Source organism: Bacillus sp. GZB (genome assembly GCF_001975995.1).
Lineage (GTDB): Bacteria > Bacillota > Bacilli > Bacillales > Bacillaceae > Bacillus > Bacillus velezensis.
This window is the reverse complement of the sequence record NZ_MTQG01000019.1, coordinates 38927-56167: the sequence shown is the minus strand read 5'-3', so window position 1 is coordinate 56167 and position 17241 is coordinate 38927. Positions and strand designations below refer to the sequence as shown.

The window sequence follows — 17241 nt, the reverse complement described above, 5'->3', positions numbered from 1 at the left end:
GAAGGAGGCGCACAAAATGGAATTGTTAAAACGAGAAGGCTTGTCATTAACTGAGGAGAAAGCGCTGTGGATGTACCAAAAGATGCTGGAAATCAGGGGCTTTGAAGACAAAGTGCATGAACTGTTCGCGCAAGGAGTGCTTCCCGGATTCGTCCATTTGTATGCCGGTGAAGAAGCGGTAGCTGCAGGCGTGTGCGCTCATTTAGATGATGGCGACAGCATTACAAGCACGCACAGGGGACATGGCCATTGTATCGCTAAAGGCTGTGATCTGGACGGCATGATGGCGGAAATATTCGGAAAAGCGACCGGACTGTGTAAAGGAAAAGGCGGCTCTATGCACATTGCGGATCTTGATAAAGGCATGTTAGGCGCAAATGGAATCGTCGGGGGCGGCTTTACGCTCGCATGCGGATCAGCGCTCACGGCTAAATATAAACAAACTAAAAATGTAAGCGTTTGCTTCTTTGGAGACGGAGCCAATAACCAAGGGACCTTCCATGAAGGGCTGAACTTAGCGGCAGTATGGAACCTTCCTGTCGTATTCATCGCCGAAAACAACGGCTACGGCGAAGCGACGACATTTGAGTACGCGTCAGCCTGTGATTCAATCGCCGATCGGGCGGCTGCCTATAACATGCCGGGGGTCACGGTGGACGGAAAAGATATTTTAGCGGTTTATCAGGCAGCCGGAGAAGCGATAGAAAGAGCAAGAAACGGCGGAGGACCGTCTTTGATTGAATGTATGACTTACAGAAACTACGGCCATTTCGAAGGGGATGCCCAAACTTATAAAACAAAGGATGAAAAGACTGAGCATCTTGAAGAAAAGGATGCCATTCAAGGCTTTAAAAACTATCTTCTAAAAGAAACAGATGCAAATAAACTGTCAGACATCGAACAGCGTGTCAGCGAATCGATTGAAAAAGCCGTCTCGTTCAGCGAGAAGAGTCCATATCCGAAAGAGTCAGAGCTGTTGACAGACGTCTACGTGTCATATGAAAAAGGGGGAATGTGAGATGGCGAGAGTCATAAGCATGTCGGACGCGATCAATGAAGCAATGAAGCTTGCGATGAGAAAAGACGACAATGTGCTTGTAATCGGTGAAGATGTCGCCGGGGGAGCGGCGGTCGATCATTTGCAGGATGATGAAGCATGGGGCGGTGTACTCGGGGTCACAAAGGGGCTCGTACAGGAATTCGGGCGCAGCCGAGTGCTGGATACACCGATTTCTGAGGCGGGCTACATGGGTGCGGCCATGGCTGCGGCATCCACGGGGCTGAGACCGATTGCGGAACTGATGTTTAACGATTTTATCGGAACGTGCTTTGACCAAGTGATCAACCAAGGGGCGAAATTCCGCTATATGTTCGGCGGTAAAGCGCAAGTGCCGATCACCGTCCGCACCACATACGGAGCCGGGTTCCGGGCCGCCGCTCAGCATTCGCAGGCGCTGTATGGTCTGTTCACCAGCATCCCGGGTCTGAAGACGGTTGTGCCGTCCAATCCATATGACGCCAAAGGTTTGCTGCTTTCGGCAATAGAAGACAATGATCCGGTATTCTTTTTTGAAGACAAAACGTCCTACAACATGAAGGGCGAGGTGCCGGAAGATTATTATACAATTCCGCTCGGAAAAGCGGATATCAAACGCGAAGGCAGCGACATCACGCTGTTTGCGGTCGGCAAGCAGGTCAACACCGCACTTGAAGCGGCTGCACAGCTTTCTGAGAAAGGCATCGACGCCGAGGTGCTTGATCCCCGGAGTCTGTCTCCTTTAGATGAGGAAGCGATTTTCACATCGTTAGAAAAAACAAACCGGCTGGTCATCATTGACGAAGCCAATCCGCGCTGCAGCATCGCCACGGATATTGCTGCGATTGTCGCCGATAAGGGCTTTGATTTGCTTGATGCGCCGATTAAGCGGATTACAGCGCCGCATACACCGGTACCGTTTTCGCCGGTGCTTGAAGATCAATATTTGCCGACACCAGACCAAATTGTCAGCGTCACGCTTGAATTGCTTGGCGAGCCGGCAATGAATTAAAGGAGGGATATAGAATGGCTGTAAAAGTAGTAATGCCGAAGCTGGGAATGGCGATGAAGCAAGGTGAAGTATCCGTCTGGAATAAAAAAGTCGGCGACCCGGTTGAAAAGGGAGAAAGCATCGCCAGCATCAACTCGGAAAAAATAGAAATGGAAATAGAAGCGCCTGAAAGCGGCACGCTTCTTCACATTAAAGTCAAAGAGGGAGAAGGAGTCCCGCCGGGAACGCCCATCTGTTATATCGGGGAAAACGGCGAAGAAGTGCGGGAGAAGGAGGCGCCGGCTCCTGAAAATGCAGGGAAACCGCAATCTGAACCTGAATCTGAACATATTCCTGCTCCCAAAGCCGTGCAAAAGCGTAAACACCGCGTGAAAATATCTCCCGTTGCCCGAAAAATGGCGGAGAAAGCCGGGTTGAAAGTTGATACGCTGAACGGGACGGGGCCCGGAGGCAGGATCGTAAAAGCTGACGTCATCAAGGCAATGAAGACGGAATCTGAACCGCAGTCTTCGGTTCAGACGGCACAGCCGGAGGGAAAACCGGCTTCAGCGATGAGAAAAGTGATTGCAGACCGAATGCACAAAAGCCTGCAAAACAGCGCCCAGCTGACGCTGACGATGAAAGCGGACATTACGGAGCTTGTAAAATGGCAGCAGCAGCTCGCCGACAGCGCGAAAAAGCGGAGCGGTGTTAAACTGACGGTCACACATTTCGTATCCCGGGCCGCGGTGCTTGCGCTGAAACAGCATCCTGAGCTGAACAGCTCTTATCAAGAGGAGCGGATCATCACCTATCCATATGTCCACCTCGGGATGGCGGTTTCTCTTGAAAACGGTCTCGTCGTGCCGGTGATCCGGGATGCGGAAAAGCTTTCATTCCTTGAGCTTGCGGATCACATCAGCACATCGGCACGCCGGGCGCGGGAAGGCAATGCTTCCGGAGATGATCTGCACGGATCGACATTTTCTATTACAAATCTCGGGGGTTACGGAATTGAGCATTTCACCCCGATTCTTAATCCGCCTGAAGCCGGTATTCTCGGAGTAGGCGCAAGCTATGAAACGCCTGCGTTTAAAGGAGATGAGCTTGTCAAAAGCACCATGCTGCCGCTGAGCCTTACCTTTGATCACAGAGTATGTGACGGCGCACCGGCTGCGGACTTCCTGAAAACGGTCAAAGCGCTGCTTGAAGAGCCGGCCGGATTGATTTTATAGAGAGGGTGAAGAGATTGACACTAGCCATTATCGGCGGCGGGCCTGCCGGATATGCAGCTGCCGTGACTGCCGCGCGGAGGGGAGAAGAAGTCGTTCTGATCGACAGAGGGCCGCTCGGAGGCACTTGTCTCAATGAGGGATGCATCCCGACAAAGTCGCTTTTGGAAAGCGCGAATGTGCTCGATAAAATCAGGCATGCAAATACATTCGGCATCGAACTGCCGCAAAACATTACACTCAATTGGGCCCGCATGCAGGGGCGCAAACGGCAAATCGTCAGCAAGCTCGTGCAGGGAATTCAATACTTAATGAGAGCAAATCAGATTAAAGTCATCAGCGGGACAGCTTCATTTCTCACAGAGCAGACATTGCTTGTTGAAGGAGAAGGAGGCGCAAAAGACATTCTGGAAGCGGATCGGATATTAATTGCATCCGGATCTGAACCGGCGGAGCTGCCGTTTGCCCCATTTGACGGCGATTGGGTGATCGACAGCAAAGACGTGCTTTCTTTACAGAAAATCCCTTCTTCCCTGCTAATTGTCGGGGGAGGTGTGATCGGCTGTGAATTTGCCTCTTTATTCAGCCGGTTTAAAACGAAAGTGACGGTGATTGAATCGGCTGACCGGCTGCTCCCGGCAGAAGACGGGGAAATCGCCGCCGTTTTTGAAGACTCTTTAAGAGACAGCGGGGCTGATATTCAGACAAAAGCCGCCCTTCAGCGGATTGACAAAGAAAGGAAAACCGCCGTGTGGACAAAAGACGGCAAAGAAATTGAGGCTCAGGCTGATCACGTTTTGGTTGCAATCGGGAGAAAACCGCGTTTGCATGGCTTAAATCTGGAGCAGGCCGGCATCCGGTACTCTCCGCGCGGCATTGAAGTCAATGACCATATGCAGACCAATGTGCCTCATATATACGCATGCGGCGATGCGGCCGGAGGAATGCAGCTCGCGCATGCCGCCATTCATGAAGGAATCACAGCCGCCGCGCATGCCTCGGGAAAGGACAGCAAAGTCAATATGCGGGCGGTGCCCCGCTGTATTTATACATCACCGGAAATGGCCGCTGTCGGGCTGACGGAAACACAGGCGAGAGAGACATACGGAGATGTGAAAATCGGAGAATGCTCATTTTCTGCTAACGGAAAAGCGTTAATTAAACATCAGCATGGCGGCAAAATGAAAATCATTGCCGAACCGGAATTCGGAGAAATCGTCGGCGTGTCAATGATCGGGCCGGACGTGACGGAATTGATCGGTCAGGCGGTCATGATGATGAACGGTGAAATGACGGCGGATATGTCGGAGCACTTTATCGCGGCGCATCCGACTCTGTCAGAAACGCTTCAGGAAGCCCTGCTGAATGTCACCGGACTTGCGGTGCATTCCGTATAACCGGAATACCCTTTCTCAGATGAGAAGGGGTGTTTTTCGTTGAAAGCGCTTTATTTTTCCCCTACAATATATGAAAAGATGGTCTGAACAGGGGGGAGCGAATACAATGAATGTCATTCGGAATGATTTTAAAACCTGGAAGCGCTTTGTGAAAGAAGGCGTGCTTGATGAATCCCGTATTCAGAAGCGGGTGGCTGCCTCATGGCACCGCTGTAAAAAAGCCGACGTCAACCCTTATCTCGAAAAGGGGCCGAATGTAATGCCGGCAGATCATTTAGAAAGGCAGGCCGAAAAGCATGCGTTATTTTTAGCGGCCTCAACGCCATATGCAGAAAGAATGAAAACAGCGATGCGGGAAATGGAAATGATGGTTCTCCTGATTGATTCAGACGGCGTTGTCCATTCAGTTGACGGCCACCCGCGCACCATTCATGAAGCGAACCGCATCAATTTCTTAAAAGGCGCCCGCTGGACGGAAACGGTCGTCGGCACGAATGCGATCGGGACGGCTCTTTATACAAATGAGCCGGTCATGATACACGGCTCTGAACATTATTCGCTCGCTTCTCATCACTGGAGCTGTTCCGCCGCGCCGATCCGTTATGAAGACGGGCGGCTGGCGGGTGTCATTGATATTTCCTGCCCCGCCGCCCGCGCTCAGCCGTTTATGCTCGGAATTGCCTCCTCCATCGCTTATACGGCGGAACGGGAGCTTGCCCTAAAGATCAAAATGACAGAACTTGACATGATCAGCAAGTTCGCCGGGCTGACCCAGTCTTACGATCCGATCGTGCTTTGCAATGAAATGAGCCGGGTTATCGCCGCAAGCCGTCCCGTTCAGCATTTTACCGGACATATGCTGCGCGAGCTTGAGGAACAGGGCTATCACATCAAGCAGGCGAAGCGGGAGGAGAACGGCTGCACATGCGTTTATTTATCCAAACGAGAAGAAAAGCCGTCTTTTATATTCCATGGTGCGGCAGGCAAAAGCCCGTCATCCCGACATATGCTTCAGCAGCTGGAGCTTGTCGCCCGAACGGACGCAACCGTTTGTCTTACGGGAGAAACCGGGACGGGAAAGGAGGTTGCCGCCCGGGCGATTCATAACAACAGCTCCAGGAAAAACGGCCCGTTTATCGCCGTCAATTGCGGAGCGGTCCCCGAAAAGCTGATTGAAAGCGAACTGTTCGGCTACTCGGAAGGCGCCTTCACCGGGGCCAAACGGAAAGGACATAACGGCGCTTTGCAAAAAGCCGATAAAGGCACGCTTTTCCTCGATGAAATCGGAGAAATATCACACTCCATGCAGGTCGCTCTGTTACGGGTGCTGCAGGAACGGAAAGTCACCCCGATCGGCGGGACAAAAGAGATTCCCGTTGACATCAGAATCATCACTGCCACCCACGCTGATCTGAGACAGCTTGTCGAATGCAAAAAGCTGAGAGAAGATTTATTTTACCGGCTTCACGTCTGTCCGATCCATCTCCCTCCATTAAGAGAACGCACCGAAGACATTCCCGGACTCTTCCTTGAATTTCAGCGAAACCGCGGCTGGCGCGGGGAGCTTCCTGATGACTTTTTAGACCTATTAAAGAGCCGGAAATGGCCGGGGAATATCAGGGAATTGTTTAATGTATTTGAACGTCTTTCCGTCATGTTCCCGGACGGACGGCTGTCGGGGCGCCCCATCGCAGCCCTGCTTGAAGCGTCAGGTCTTAAAGAGGCGGCCGAGTCTTATGAACAGGAAGAAGCGCCCCCCGTCTCCATCCGGGAGCACATTCAGAAAAACATCATCGTAAACGCGCTTGAATCGGCGAAGGGGAATGTCACGCTGGCCGCCAAAATGGCCGGAATCCCGCGGAGCACGTTTTACAAACGTCTCAAAAAATTCAAACTCACCGCCGGACAATTGTAAGAAACAAGCATACTTCTCTTGGCTGCCGGACACGTTATGTGTGAGGCCTAAAGGAGGTTTGAGACGTGAATACACAGCGTGCGAAAGACATTTCGGAATCCGCCGCCATGGCGTATGTGACGTATGAAGGAGTTCCGATTTATATTCAGCATGTCAACGAAGACAAGGAAACAGCCAGGATTTTTCCGATCGGAAATCCTCAATTTGAGCAGGAAGTGCTGCTTTCTGATTTACAAGAGCATTTTTGAGAATGGGTCTGCTGATGACAGCAGGCCTCTTTCGTACCTGTGGGAACTTTCCCGCTTTTTGAGAAAAATAACTAAAAATGATTAAATGATCTAACTCCTCCAAACCCGGTACAGATCGGACCTTCTCATGATATAAATAAAATGTAAACGTTATCAGAGGAGGGCTTCACATGACAGACAAATCATTCTCAATCGTTATTGCAGGCGGCGGCAGCACATTTACCCCCGGAATTGTATTAATGCTTTTGAATCACCTGGAAGAGTTTCCGATCAGAAAGCTGAAACTTTATGACAATGATAAAGAAAGGCAGGAGCGGATTGCGGGTGCGTGTGAGGTATTCATAAAAGAAAAAGCGCCGGACATTGAATTTTTGGCGACTGATGACCCAGAGACGGCTTTTACGGATGTTGACTTCGTCATGGCGCATATCCGCGTCGGAAAATATGCGATGCGCGCGCTTGATGAACAAATCCCGCTGAAGTACGGCGTGGTCGGCCAGGAAACATGCGGGCCGGGCGGAATCGCATACGGCATGCGCTCTATCGGCGGTGTTCTGGAGATTCTTGATTATATGGAAACGTACTCGCCTGACGCATGGATGCTGAATTACTCCAATCCGGCGGCGATTGTGGCCGAAGCTACACGGCGCCTCAGACCGAATTCAAAAATATTGAACATCTGCGACATGCCGGTCGGAATTGAGGATCGCATGGCGAACATCCTCGGATTATCTTCACGAAAAGAAATGAACGTCCGTTACTACGGCTTAAACCACTTTGGCTGGTGGACGTCCATCACAGACCGGCATGGCAATGATTTAATGCCGAAGCTGAAAGAGCATGTCCGTGAATACGGCTACGTTCCGAAGACGGAGGCCGAACAGACTGAAGCAAGCTGGAATGACACATTCAAAAAAGCGCGCGACGTACAGGCGGCTGATCCGGATACGCTCCCGAACACATATCTGCAATATTACTTATTCCCGGATGATATGGTGAAAAAATCAAACCCGAACCATACGAGAGCCAATGAAGTTATGGAAGGGCGCGAAGCTTTCATTTTCAGCCAATGCGATATGATTACGCGCGAACAATCATCGGAGAACAGTGAAATTAAAATTGATGATCATGCTTCCTATATCGTCGACCTTGCCCGGGCCATCGCTTACAACACCGGGGAGAGAATGCTGTTAATCGTTGAAAATAACGGCGCGATCGCAAACTTTGATCCATCATCCATGGTTGAGATTCCTTGTCTCGTAGGCTCAAACGGACCGGAACCCCTCTCAGTCGGGAACATACCGCAATTTCAAAAAGGCCTGATGGAACAGCAGGTGTCTGTCGAAAAACTGACGGCTGAAGCGTGGGAAGAGCGGTCATTTCAAAAGCTGTGGCAGGCGCTGATCCTGTCAAAAACAGTGCCGAATGCCCGTGTGGCAAGACTGATTCTTGAAGATCTGATGGAGGCTAATAAGGACTACTGGCCTGAGCTTGATGTGAGTCCGTCTCCTATTTCCTGATGACAATCTTCCCCGTTTTCTTTATCTGTTATTCTATATAATAGAAAGAAAACGGGGGGATTTTTGGGATGAGTCTTGAAGAACTGGTTAACCAGCATTACGCGAAATTAAATGACAACGATTTTTATATTTTAAAATATATATTGAATCATAAACATACGTGCTACCATCTCGGGATCAATGACATGGCGAAAGCCTGCAATGTCTCTCGGTCTTCCATCCTGCGGCTCGCCCAAAAACTGGGCTTCAGCGGCTACAGTGAATTCCGGGTTTTTCTGAAATGGGAGGATCAGCCTGAAGAGGGCGAGAATATGACGTTTGAAAAGCTGCTGGATGATATTGAAGCCAATGTAAAATATGTGAAGTCAAAAGATATGACGGAGATGTGCCGGCTGATAGATGAAGCAAAACGGATTTTCGTTTACGGATCGGGGACGGCTCAGAGGGTGTGCGCCCGTGAGCTGCAGCGGATGTTTGTATCCCGGCGGAAGTATCTGATTTTAATTCAGGACATCACAGAGTTTGATATCATGTGTGATGATTTTAAGGTTGATGACGTATTCATCATTATTTCTTTATCAGGCGAAACACCCGAATTAATTCCGCAGGTAAGGACCCTGTCCGCAAAGGGAGTTCCGTTTATTTCAATCACCAATCTGAAAAACAACGTACTGGCGCAAATGACGCCGTATAATCTTTATGCGACCAGCAAGCCGGTGATGTTAAGCGATAAAACGGAAATCGTCGCATTTGCACCGTTTTTTCTGGTGGGCGAAGCGTTATTCCGTGCATATGTTGATTATAAAGAGCTCGAAAATTTTGATAAATAGCGGGAGGTCACGTGAAATGATGCAAAAAGTCCAGCGCTTCGGCAGCGCGATGTTTGTGCCTGTTTTATTATTTGCATTTTCCGGTATTATTGTCGGTCTGAGTACGCTGTTTAAAAATAAAACGCTGATGGGGCCGCTGGCTGATCCTGACGGGCTTTGGTATCAATGCTGGTACGTCATTGAACAGGGCGGCTGGACCGTCTTTAATCAAATGCCGCTCCTGTTTGCGATCGGCATACCTGTCGCTTTAGCGAAAAAAGCGCAGGCACGAGCTTGTTTGGAAGCGCTTACAGTTTATCTGACATTCAATTACTTTATCAATGCGATTCTGACGGTTTGGGGCGGGGCTTTTCACGTCGATATGAATCAGGAAGCCGGCGGAACGAGCGGGCTGACGATGATCGCCGGCATCAAAACGCTTGATACGAATATTATCGGCGCCATCTTTATTTCATCTATTGTCGTGTATTTGCACAATCGTTATTTTGATAAAAAACTGCCGGATTTCCTGGGGATTTTTCAAGGATCTTCATACATCGTTATCATTTCTTTCTTCATTATGATACCGATTTCACTTGCGGTGGCATACGTATGGCCGATGGTTCAGTCCGGAATCGGCTCGCTGCAAAGTTTTCTCGTTTCTTCCGGGGCGATCGGCGTGTGGATTTACACGTTCCTGGAGCGGATTTTAATTCCGACCGGCCTGCATCATTTTATTTACTCGCCGTTTATTTACGGTCCGGCTGTGGCTGAAGGCGGTATCGTCACCTATTGGGCGCAGCATCTCGGGGAATACTCTCAAAGCGTCAAACCGCTGAAAGAATTGTTCCCGCAGGGGGGCTTCGCGCTTCACGGAAACTCGAAAATCTTCGGCATTCCGGGAATCGCGCTCGCTTTTTACGCCACGGCTTCAAAGGAAAAGAAAAAAATCGTCGCCGGCCTATTGATCCCGGTCACCTTGACGTCCATTGTCGCGGGGATTACAGAGCCGATTGAATTTACATTCCTTTTTATCTCGCCGTTTTTATTTGCGGTTCATGCTTTGCTTGCCGCTTCCATGGCAACCGTCATGTATATGGCCGGCGTCGTCGGAAATATGGGAGGCGGTTTGATCGAAGCTGCGACCTTGAACTGGATCCCGCTGGCGTCAAGCCACGGCTTGACGTATGTATACCAGATCATCATCGGGGTGTGTTTTACCGCTGTTTACTTTTTCGTCTTCCGTTTCCTCATTCTCAAATTCAACATCGCCACACCGGGCAGAGAAAAAGAGGAAGGGCAGGAAACAAAGCTCTATTCGAAAAAGGAGTACAGAGAACGGAAGCAGGCTTCAAAAGAAACAGCGGCGGCAGACGAAACACAGCGGGATACAGCCGCTTTGTATATTGAAGCGCTGGGCGGAAAGGACAATATTACGGAGGTCACCAACTGCGCCACCCGTCTCCGCGTCACTGTCGCTGATGAATCAAAGGTCAAAAGTGACGCCGATTTCAGAGAGCTGGGAGCCCACGGGGTCGTCAGAAAAGGCAGGGCGCTTCAGGTCATTGTCGGATTAGGCGTTCCGCAAATGCGGGAGCGTGTCGAGAAAATATTGAACGGTTAAAATACTGCAGCAGCAGACTATGTGCAGAGCGCTTGTTAATCCGGCGCTCTTTTTATGTTTTGAAGAAATGTATGAATTTGTCATACCTTTGCCACCTGTACATGCAGGAGTGAAAACGAAAGACTTCTGTGGTGTTCGGTGTTTTAAACAGCAATTCAAAAATAGGAGGCAAGGCAATGACAAACTATACGACTTTTTTAGGACTTTACAAACCCGATAAGACGGAGGGGATTGAGGTTGAAAGCATTGCTCAAAACTTTGAAGCGATTGACAGCAAAATCGGTGCTGCGCTTAGCAATGGCACGTCAACTTATGAAAATTTAAACGAAAGACTTAAAATGTATGAAAACAGATTTGAACATGTGACAGAGCGGAACGTTATGGATTTTGGAGCTAAAGGTGACGGCGTAACGGATGATACGCAGGCATTTCATGATGCCATGGCCGACGGAGGTTATGTCGTAACAGTTCCCGCGGGTGTATTCAGAACATCGGGATTGTTTGTTCCGTCAAATACAATGCTTGTCGGAGCAGGCAAGAAAAGAACGGTCATTAAATTATTAGACGAAACACCGGTCGGCCATTCTGTTCTGACCAACAGTGATTATACGAACGGTAATGAAAATATTTATGTCGGCCATCTCACTTTGGATTGGAACAAGGATACGCGTCCTGCCGGCTGGAAGATTCCGAAAGGTCCCACTTCAAGCTGTTTGCTTTTTGCGAATGTTGACTATTCTTTTGTTGAGCATGTGTTTGCGAAGAACGCCGGCCTGCACGGCTTTGATTCCACGAGCCCGAACTATAACAGACATGGAGAAAAAGATGATCCAACTTATTATCAGCCCAACGGCTGTAACTTTGTAACGTTTTCACATTGTGAAGCAACAGGGTCCGGCGATGATAACTTTACTTGTCACTTTGGGAAACACACGACTTTCAGTCATTGCCTCTCTTATCATCCTATGGGGCTAAACGATGGAACTTCTAACACGAACTGTTTTGAAATTGATGACGGCTCTCAAGACGTAATGATTGATAGTTGTATCTCAATTGGAGGAGTCCGAGGCTTTGAGATTAAGGCACACGGTTATGCACCGGCTGCGAAGAGAGTGCAGCTTGTTAACTGTCGCGCATACGAAAATGCCATTGGATATAGCATTCGCCATATCGGTCACCACACAGCAAGCGATCCTCAGTCAGCGACAGCCCATGATGTGCAGCTTGCGAATTGTATCGCATATAACCCTAAACCGAATGATCTTTACAAAGGGGCGGGTCCAAACGCGTTGCAAATCTCCGGATATGATGGTGTGAGTGTTGTGAATTTCCATGCTGTTTGTGATGATAGTTCAATTGATTATAAGGGTAATTCGGTAGTCAGCGTATTTTATAAAGGACGCTTAATTAGCTTAAAGAATATAACCATTCGCGGATTTAAGACTGCAGACAATGACTTATATATTGTCGGCGGGGATAACTCAGTAGGAAAAGTAATGGTGGATGGTGTCACCTTGATTGACTCCGGAAAAAAAGGAGTTGCATTTGGCAGCGGAATGTACGAGTCTGTTGTTAGTAATGTTTGGGGACAGAGATCTCCAAAAAATAATAGCGGGACAGTTGGAATTTATTCCTCAGATCCAGATCTTAATGTATCCAATTGTGATTTTTCAGGTTATGAAACTGACTTTAACATTGGAGGAGCAGTCACTCCTTATTTCTTATTCAAACATAAAGGAAGCGGAGTCATTGGCTCCCGTGAATCTCACGCTACAGGCAATAATAATTTTGTGGCTGGTTCTGTTCGGGGAAGAGCAACCGGAGCGGCTCAATCTTCAGTGCTTTCTTCGTACAATACAATTAATCCGAATTCAGATTCTGTAGCACTTGGCTGGGGTGCCGGCAGCACTCCGTCATCAGCCAACAGAAAGATTGAGCTTCACGCAAAAGAAGGAACAATTAAGGTTGCGGGAGGCGTAACAGGTTCCTCGACATTCTCTGACTACGCCGAGTATTTTGAAAGCCTGAGAGGGGAAAAGATTCCGACGGGAACACTTGTCACACTTGAAGGTGATAAGATCAGGCAGGCTGAAAAAGGTGACCTCATGCTTGGGGTCATTTCCGAGACCGCCGGAGTGATTCTTGGCGAGTCGAGTTTTCACTGGTCGGGACGATACGTAAAGAATGAATTTGGCGGCTATGTTTATGAAGAACAGAAAGATGCGAACGGCCATACGGTCATGGCGCCAAAGGAAAATCCGGACTTTCGGCCTGAAGAAGACTACGCTTCAAGAGAAGAGAGAGACGAGTGGAACATTGTCGGACTCATCGGCCAGGTATATGTCAGATGCGATGAGACTGTGAAACCGGGAGATTTTATTCACGCTCATAACGGGATTGCAACAAAATCTGATGCTTCAAACCAGCGCTGGCAGGTCATGAAAGTGATCAATGAGTTTGATGCTGATAAAGGATTCGGGGTCGCTCTCGTTTTCATTCGTTAAATGAAATGACAAAGCATAAATGACCATCCTGAATAGCGGACGCCTTTTTAAAGGCTCCGCTAATTCATTTTAAAATCAAGGCTCCGGTTCAGGAGCTGGTAATAAGAAAAGATAAGACAGCCTCCATATATCTGCACCCCTCATTCCCTCAATTTTTATCCTCAATGATTTCCGTTTTTTTACACAAAGTACATAATAAAAGTACGGGTTCAAGGGTTAATCCTTTATTCATTTAAGACAAACAAATAAAATAAATATACATACATATTGAACAAAGGATTTGGAGGCTTACACATGTCAAAGGCTTTATCATATGTAAAACCGTATTCTCTTTTGGCGGGAATCGCTCTGTTTTTCATGCTCATCGAGCTTGCGGTAGAGCTGATACAGCCCCTGCTGATCGGGAAAATCATTGACGAAGGAATTTTAAAGCAGGATCTCGGTACGGTTTGGCTGTGGGGCGGCGTGATGATCGGACTGACCGCTGTTTCATTCGCATCGGGCATTTTAAATTCATTCTACTCCGCCCACATCAGCCAGAGCTATGCGTATGATACGCGAAAAGGGCTTTTTCAAAAAATTCAATCCTTCTCTTATTCGACGTTTGCGCAATTCTCATCCACATCGTTTATCACCCGGCTGACAAACGATGTGACACAGGTCCAAAATATGCTTTTCATGAGTCTCCGGTTTATGCTTCGCGCGCCGTTAATGATCGCGGGCGGCATTATTCTCTCGCTGACCGTCAATGCGAAACTCGGTTTTTTTCTGCTGATCACGGTGCCGATTTTACTTTTGTTTTTGCTGTGGGTGCTGAAAAGAGGCGGCGCGCTGTTTCGGTCTGTGCAAAAGCGGCTTGATCAGGTCAACACGATCATGCAGGAAAACCTGACGGCGATCAAACTGATTAAAGCGCTCCTCCGTGCAAACCACGAAGTGAAACGTTTTTTGAAATCGAATACGAAGCTGATGGAAAAAACGGTCTCCGCTTTTCGTCTCGTGGAAGCGGCGATGCCGATTTTAATGCTGCTGATGAACATTTGCATTTTGTTTATCTTATGGTTCGGCGCCAAAAGCATTGCTCAGGGCGGAGCGCAGGTCGGCGATGTCGTTTCCGTCATTAACTATGCGACGCGGATTACAGGCGCGCTGTCCGTCCTTCCTTTTCTCATCATGGTATTTTCCCGGGCGAAGGCTTCCGGGGAAAGAATCGGCGAGGTGCTGGAAACAGAAGGCGGCGAGGGAACGGGGCAGGACCCGGCACGGGCACTTGCAGGCGGGATTGAGTTTCGCGAAGTGTCCTTCCGCTATCCGGGCATGGAAAAAGACGGGCTGCATCACGTGTCCTTTTCTGCCAGCCCAAAAGAGACGGTTGCCATTATGGGCGCGACAGGCTCAGGAAAATCAACGCTTTTTCAGCTGATTCCGCGCCTGTACACGGCTGATTCGGGCAGTATTTTCATAGACGGCAAACCGATCGGTGAATTCTCCGCTTGCGGGCTGCGCAGGGAAATCGGCTATGTTCCGCAGGAAGTGCTTCTGTTTTCGGGAACAATCCGTGAAAATATCGCCTGGGGGCGGGAGGATGCTTCACTAGATGAAGTAATGGAAGCAGCCAAAGACGCGCAAATCCATGACACAATTATGAAGCTGTCAAACGGATACGACACGGTGCTGGGACAGCGGGGCGTCAATTTGTCAGGCGGGCAGAAGCAGCGGATTTCCATCGCGCGCGCTTTTATCAGAAAGCCGTCCCTCCTGCTGTTAGATGACAGTACGAGCGCGCTTGATCTTCAGACGGAAGCGAAGCTTTTACAAGCGATCAGATCCTATGAATGCACGACACTGATTATTACGCAGAAAATAACGACTGCAATGAAGGCTGACACCATCTTATTGCTTGAAGACGGCGAACTGCTGGCCAAAGGCACGCACAAAGAGCTGATGGCACAGTCTCATCTGTACCGGCAGATTTATGAATCACAATTCGGAAAGGAGGGAGCTGACAATGCAAAAAGACATTCGTAAACCTTTCCGATATCCGAAAATACCGCTCAAATCAAATGAAGGCGGCAGAAAACGCGCGAAAGCAAAAGATACAAAAGGCACGCTGCGCAGAATCTGGTCTTATGTAGCCGAGAAAAAAGGGCTTTTAACCCTTGTGATCATCATGGTAGTCATAAGCGCCATATTCGGCCTGCTCGGACCGTTCGTCATCGGGAAAGCGATTGATCATTTTATCGTCGGACAGACGACAGATGGATTGGCGGGGGTGCTGTTCATCCTGTTTGGGATTTACCTCGTGCAATCATTGTCCTTATGGTTTCAAAACTATTGGATGATCAATATCTCGCAAAGCACCGTGTTTAAAATGCGGAGCGAGCTGTTTACCCATCTCCATGAGCTGCCGATTCCGTTTTTTGATAAACAGCGGCTCGGGGACTTAATGAGCCGGGTAACCAATGATATCGAAAATGTCAGCTCCACTTTAAATACATCCGTCATTCAAGTGCTGTCGAGCGTCATTACATTCATCGGCACAATCTCCGTCATGCTGTACATGAGTCCGCTTTTAACATTGATCACGCTTTTGATTATTCCGATCATGCTTTTGAGCATTAAATGGATCACCAACCGGACAGGACTGCTGTTTAAACAGCAGCAGAAAAACCTCGGCGAGCTGAACGGTTTTATTGAAGAGTCGATATCAGGGGCGAAGGTCATTAAAGCCTATTCGAGGGAAGACCGCGTCATGGAACAATTTTTAGAAAAAAATGCGGCGTTACAATCATCGGGGTTTTGGGCGCAGACAATTTCGGGATTCATTCCGAAAGTCATGAACTCTTTAAACAATTTAAGCTTTACGATTATAGCGGCGGTCGGCGGGCTGTTTGCGCTGAAGGGATGGATCTCAATCGGATCTATCGTCGTATTCGCCGAATACTCGCGGCAGTTCACGCGCCCTTTAAATGATTTAGCCAATCAGTTCAATACGATGTTATCGGCCATCGCCGGGGCTGAACGGGTGTTTGACGTGCTGGATGAAAAAGAGGAGCGGGAAGATGAAGAGCATGCGCTGTACCAGCCGATCAAAACGGGAGAGATTGAATTCCGAGATGTCTCCTTCGGCTATCAGGAAGACAGCCCGATCTTAAAACACCTGTCCTTCAGCGTTCCGAAAGGACAATCAATCGCCTTCGTCGGACCGACCGGAGCGGGTAAAACAACCGTTACGAGCCTGATTGCCCGCTTTTACGAGCCGAATAACGGGAACATCCTCATCGACGGAACGGACATCAAAAAACTGACAAGGTCCAGTTTGAGAAAAAATATGGGGTTTGTCCTGCAGGATTCCTTTCTCTTTCAGGGCACCATCAGGGAAAATATCCGTTACGGCCGTCTGGACGCATCTGATCAAGAGGTGGAGGCAGCCGCAAAAGCCGCCAATGCCCACGGATTCATCGAACGGCTCCCGAAAGGCTACGATACCGTCCTTACCCAAAACGGCGCGGGCATCAGCCAAGGACAAAAACAGCTTATTTCCATCGCGAGAGCTGTGCTGGCGGACCCGGTGCTGCTCATCTTGGATGAAGCGACGAGCAACATTGATACGGTGACGGAAGTGAAAATACAAGAAGCGCTCGGCAGTTTAATGGCGGGCAGAACAAGCGTCATCATCGCTCACAGGCTGAACACGATTCAAAAAGCCGATCAGATTCTTGTGCTGAAAGACGGCGAAATGGCTGAAAAAGGAACCCATGCCGAACTTCTCAGCCAGAACGGGTTTTACCGGGAATTATATGAAAGCCAGTTCCGGGAATCATAGATAGGGAAAAAGACCTCCGACAGAGTGCGGAGGTCTTTTTTTGCGAAGGCAAATAGTACTTTTAAGTTATTTTCGTTAAATGTAACAAAATTACTTGACGTAAATAAGTTATGTATATATACTAGCTTACATAAAGTAA

Annotated in this window: 12 protein-coding genes; all 12 read left to right on the top strand. The window is 48.8% G+C overall.

All coding sequences use genetic code 11. From position 1 onward, the window contains the following. The first annotated feature begins 16 nt into the window (after positions 1 to 16). Positions 17 to 1018, top strand: a complete 1002-nt coding sequence (acoA, locus tag BXO87_RS18435; RefSeq protein ID WP_003155540.1) for an acetoin:2,6-dichlorophenolindophenol oxidoreductase subunit alpha — start codon at positions 17 to 19, stop codon at positions 1016 to 1018. A gap of 1 nt (position 1019) precedes the next feature. Then, positions 1020 to 2048, top strand: a complete 1029-nt coding sequence (gene acoB / locus BXO87_RS18430; RefSeq protein WP_038457318.1) for an acetoin:2,6-dichlorophenolindophenol oxidoreductase subunit beta — start codon at positions 1020 to 1022, stop codon at positions 2046 to 2048. A gap of 14 nt (positions 2049 to 2062) precedes the next feature. Continuing rightward, positions 2063 to 3262, top strand: coding sequence for a dihydrolipoamide acetyltransferase family protein (locus tag BXO87_RS18425; RefSeq protein ID WP_038457320.1), 1200 nt, complete (start codon positions 2063 to 2065; stop codon positions 3260 to 3262). A gap of 14 nt (positions 3263 to 3276) precedes the next feature. Beyond that, positions 3277 to 4656: a dihydrolipoyl dehydrogenase gene (gene lpdA, locus BXO87_RS18420; protein ID WP_038457322.1), complete on the top strand. Its 1380-nt coding sequence runs from the start codon at positions 3277 to 3279 to the stop codon at positions 4654 to 4656. Positions 4657 to 4762: 106 nt separating this feature from the next. After that, positions 4763 to 6571: a sigma-54-dependent Fis family transcriptional regulator gene (locus BXO87_RS18415; protein ID WP_038457324.1), complete on the top strand. Its 1809-nt coding sequence runs from the start codon at positions 4763 to 4765 to the stop codon at positions 6569 to 6571. 65 nt (positions 6572 to 6636) lie between these two features. Beyond that, entirely contained in the window at positions 6637 to 6819 is a 183-nt protein-coding gene (locus BXO87_RS18410; protein ID WP_003155535.1) for an H-type small acid-soluble spore protein, read from the top strand. Positions 6820 to 6989: 170 nt separating this feature from the next. Further along, positions 6990 to 8339 carry a maltose-6'-phosphate glucosidase gene (gene glvA, locus BXO87_RS18405; RefSeq protein ID WP_038457327.1) on the top strand — a complete coding sequence of 450 codons (1350 nt, stop codon included), beginning with the start codon at positions 6990 to 6992 and terminating at the stop codon, positions 8337 to 8339. A 68-nt stretch (positions 8340 to 8407) separates the two neighbouring features. Further along, on the top strand, positions 8408 to 9169 hold the full coding sequence (locus BXO87_RS18400; protein ID WP_038457328.1) for a MurR/RpiR family transcriptional regulator: 762 nt from the start codon (positions 8408 to 8410) through the stop codon (positions 9167 to 9169). 16 nt (positions 9170 to 9185) lie between these two features. Then, positions 9186 to 10772 (top strand): alpha-glucoside-specific PTS transporter subunit IIBC, encoded by a 1587-nt coding sequence (locus BXO87_RS18395; protein WP_038457331.1) that lies wholly within the window; start codon positions 9186 to 9188, stop codon positions 10770 to 10772. 176 nt (positions 10773 to 10948) lie between these two features. After that, the gene (locus BXO87_RS18390) at positions 10949 to 13276 is read left to right on the top strand and encodes a peptidase G2 autoproteolytic cleavage domain-containing protein (RefSeq protein WP_038457334.1); all 2328 of its coding nucleotides are present in this window, start codon (positions 10949 to 10951) and stop codon (positions 13274 to 13276) included. Positions 13277 to 13570: 294 nt separating this feature from the next. Then, positions 13571 to 15304, top strand: a complete 1734-nt coding sequence (locus BXO87_RS18385) for an ABC transporter ATP-binding protein (protein WP_038457336.1) — start codon at positions 13571 to 13573, stop codon at positions 15302 to 15304. After that, positions 15285 to 17102: an ABC transporter ATP-binding protein gene (locus tag BXO87_RS18380; RefSeq protein ID WP_038457339.1), complete on the top strand. Its 1818-nt coding sequence runs from the start codon at positions 15285 to 15287 to the stop codon at positions 17100 to 17102. The genes BXO87_RS18385 and BXO87_RS18380 overlap by 20 nt, the downstream gene beginning before the upstream one ends. Positions 17103 to 17241 lie beyond the last annotated feature (139 nt).